Origin of the sequence: Mesorhizobium sp. M0514 (assembly GCF_040321145.1) — a bacterium.
GTDB lineage: Bacteria > Pseudomonadota > Alphaproteobacteria > Rhizobiales > Rhizobiaceae > Mesorhizobium.
On record NZ_JAMYQZ010000191.1, the window covers coordinates 1 to 2,678 of the forward strand.

The 2,678-nt window shown below is 65.7% G+C and carries 3 protein-coding genes; all 3 read left to right on the forward strand.

What is annotated here, in order from left to right:
• Window positions 1-11: 11 nt before the first annotated feature.
• From NKI61_RS32690 to NKI61_RS32700, 3 genes are read left to right on the forward strand one after another with little or no spacing between them, the layout of a single operon-like run.
• Complete coding sequence (locus tag NKI61_RS32690; RefSeq protein WP_023689011.1) at window positions 12-854, forward strand: ABC transporter permease; 843 nt, start codon at window positions 12-14, stop codon at window positions 852-854.
• Window positions 851-1,633, forward strand: a complete 783-nt coding sequence (locus NKI61_RS32695) for an ABC transporter ATP-binding protein (RefSeq protein ID WP_023689010.1) — start codon at window positions 851-853, stop codon at window positions 1,631-1,633. The genes NKI61_RS32690 and NKI61_RS32695 overlap by 4 nt, the downstream gene beginning before the upstream one ends.
• A complete protein-coding gene (locus tag NKI61_RS32700; RefSeq protein ID WP_023693858.1) occupies window positions 1,630-2,637 on the forward strand; it encodes an ABC transporter substrate-binding protein in 1,008 nt (335 codons plus the stop codon). Before NKI61_RS32695 ends, NKI61_RS32700 begins: the two co-directional genes overlap by 4 nt.
• Window positions 2,638-2,678 lie beyond the last annotated feature (41 nt).

The window sequence follows — 2,678 nt, forward strand, 5'->3', positions numbered from 1 at the left end:
GACGACCCCCTCTGTCGCCTTCGGCGACATCTCCCCCTCGAGGGGGGAGATTAGCCGCAGCCATCGCCAAGACCATCCCCGCCGCCTGCGCCTCCGCCCTGCTCCTCGCGGCGTGGGAGCTCTACGCCCGCTATGGTGGCGCTGCGCCCACCATGCTGCCGGCGCCGTCGCGCGTGCTGCAGCAGGCCTGGGAGCATCGCGCTGCCCTTGCCGACAACACGCTGCCCACCATCCGCGCCACATCAGCCGGCTTCGCCTGCTCGTTGGTCGCTGCCTTCGTGCTTTCGGCGCTGGTCGATTTCTTGGCCCCGCTGCGCCGCGCGCTGTTTCCGCTGCTGATTGTCAGCCAGACCTTGCCGCTGGTCGCGATTGCGCCGCTCATCGTACTGTGGTTCGGCTTCGGGCTGATGCCAAAAATCTTGCTTGTGGCGCTCGTTACCTTCTTCCCGATGATGGTGGCGCTGGTCGAGGGTTTTGCCGCGACCAGCAAGGCGATTTCGCAGATGCTCGCCACCATGGGGGCAGGGCGCTGGCGCATCTTCTGGCTGGCGCGCCTGCCTTCGGCGCTGCCCTATTTCTTCGCCGGGCTGCGCATCTCCATCACCTACGCCGTCGTCGGCGCGATCTTCGCCGAATATGCGGGGGCGGCGAAGGGGCTGGGCATCTACATGCTCAATGCCAAGAACAACTTTCGGCCCGATCTGGTGCTCGCCGCGGTCGCCGTCAGCGCCGCGCTCACGCTTGTCTTGTTCGCCATTGCGGTGCTCGTCCAGCGCTTCGCCATGCCTTGGGAGAATGCAGGGAGCGAAAGCCGCGACGGCAAGGTTGAAGCTGCAGAAGAGAACCGTCAATGACGCGGCTCGAACTCCGGGACATCAGGAAGAACTTCGGCGCGCTTGAGGTGCTCGCCGGCATTTCGCTTCATGTCGCGGCCGGCGAGTTCGTCTCCATCCTCGGCCCTTCCGGCGCCGGCAAGTCGACGCTGTTCCAGTTGCTGACCGGCGCGCTGAAAGGCGAGGGCGACATGCGCTTCGACGGCGCGCCATTGCAGGGCAGCCCCTTCGCCTTCATGCCGCAGCGCGACGCGCTGATGCCGTGGCGGCGCGTCATCGACAATGTGACGCTGGGGCTGGAAGTGCAGGGTCTTGGTCGAAAGGCGGCGCGCGAACGCGTCGCGCCGTTGTTCGCTGAGTTCGGCCTTGCCGGTTTCGAGCGCGCCTGGCCGGCCGAGCTTTCCGGCGGCATGCGCCAGCGCGCCGCCCTTTTGCGCACCGTGGTGCAGCAGCGCGACATGCTGCTGCTCGACGAGCCCTTTGGCGCGCTGGATGCACTGACCCGCGCGGGTATGCAGCGCTGGCTGGAAGGCATGTGGCAGCGCCAACGCTGGACGGCGCTGCTGATCACCCATGACGTGCGCGAAGCCGTCTACCTCTCCGATCGCATCTATCTGATGTCGGCGCGGCCGGCCCGCATCATCGGCGAGATTGCCGTGCCGCTGCCGCGCCCGCGCACCACCGGCAGCGATGCCGCGCGCCAGGCCGCCGCGCTCGAAGCCGACATCCTCGACACGCTGCTCAATCCCGGGACTGACCGGCCCTCGTTCCCGCAGACCGCTCAAAGGAGTTTTTCATGACCGAATTCACACGCCGGCAGGCTTTGCTGCTGACGCTGGCTGCCGGACTGCCGCTTGCCTCTCGCGCTCATGCGGCTACGCAAAAAATCACCGTCGCGCTCGACTGGACGGTCAACACCAACCATGTCGGCCTGTTCGTTGCCCGCGACAAAGGGTTCTACCACGAGGCCGGGCTCGATGTTGAGATCCTGCCCTATGGCGATACTGGCGCCGGCACGCTGGTCGCCAACCGCATCGCCGATTTCGGCATTGCCGGCGTCGGCCTGTTCACCCAGCGGGCTGCCGGCGCCGATCTCAAGGCGGTCTACGCCGTGGTCCAGCAGGAGACCGGCCGGTTGGTCTTCAACGCGGATCGCGGCGAGATCAAGAGTCCCAGGAATCTCGACGGTCTGACCTATGGCGGCTTCGGCAGCGCCTGGGAAAACACGCTGATCTCGACCATCATCCGCCACGATGGCGGCAAGGGCGTTTTCGAGACGGTGACATTAGGCACCTCGGCCTATGAGGCGCTGGCCAACGGCTCGGTCGACTTCACGCTGGAGGTCTCGACCTGGGAAGGCGTCGCTGCCGAGTTGAAAGGCGTCAGGCAGCGCGGCTTCCGCTACGCCGACTACGGCGTGCCCGACGAGCACACCACCTTGATCGCCTCCAGCAATGCATATCTCCAGGCAAACCCGAAGGCCGCATCGGCCTTCGTCGAGGCAACGCGGCGCGGCTACCAATTTGCCTGCGATCACCCGCAGGAAGCCGGCGATCTGCTGATCGCTTCCAACAGGGATGCGCTGACCGACCCGGCGCTGATCCACGCTTCGCTGAAAATGCTGGTCGACGGACACTTCTTGCGCAGCCAGGACGGCGTCATCGGCACCATCGCCAGGGCCAAGATCGAGGCGATCGGAACCTACCTCTTCAGGGCCGGCATATTGCTCGATGGCGATGGCAAGGTTCTGAAGGAGAAGCCGGATTTCGGGGGGTATTTTACGAACGAGTTTTTGGGCGCGTAATCTCCCCCCTCGAGGGGGAGATGTCGCCGAAGGCGACAGAG

Bases quoted from the DNA above. Each gene is read 5' to 3' on its own strand.
- NKI61_RS32695 (WP_023689010.1), top strand. From the start codon at position 851: ATGACGCGGCTCGAACTCCGGGACATCAGGAAGAACTTCGGCGCGCTT.
- NKI61_RS32700 (WP_023693858.1), top strand. From the start codon at position 1,630: ATGACCGAATTCACACGCCGGCAGGCTTTGCTGCTGACGCTGGCTGCC.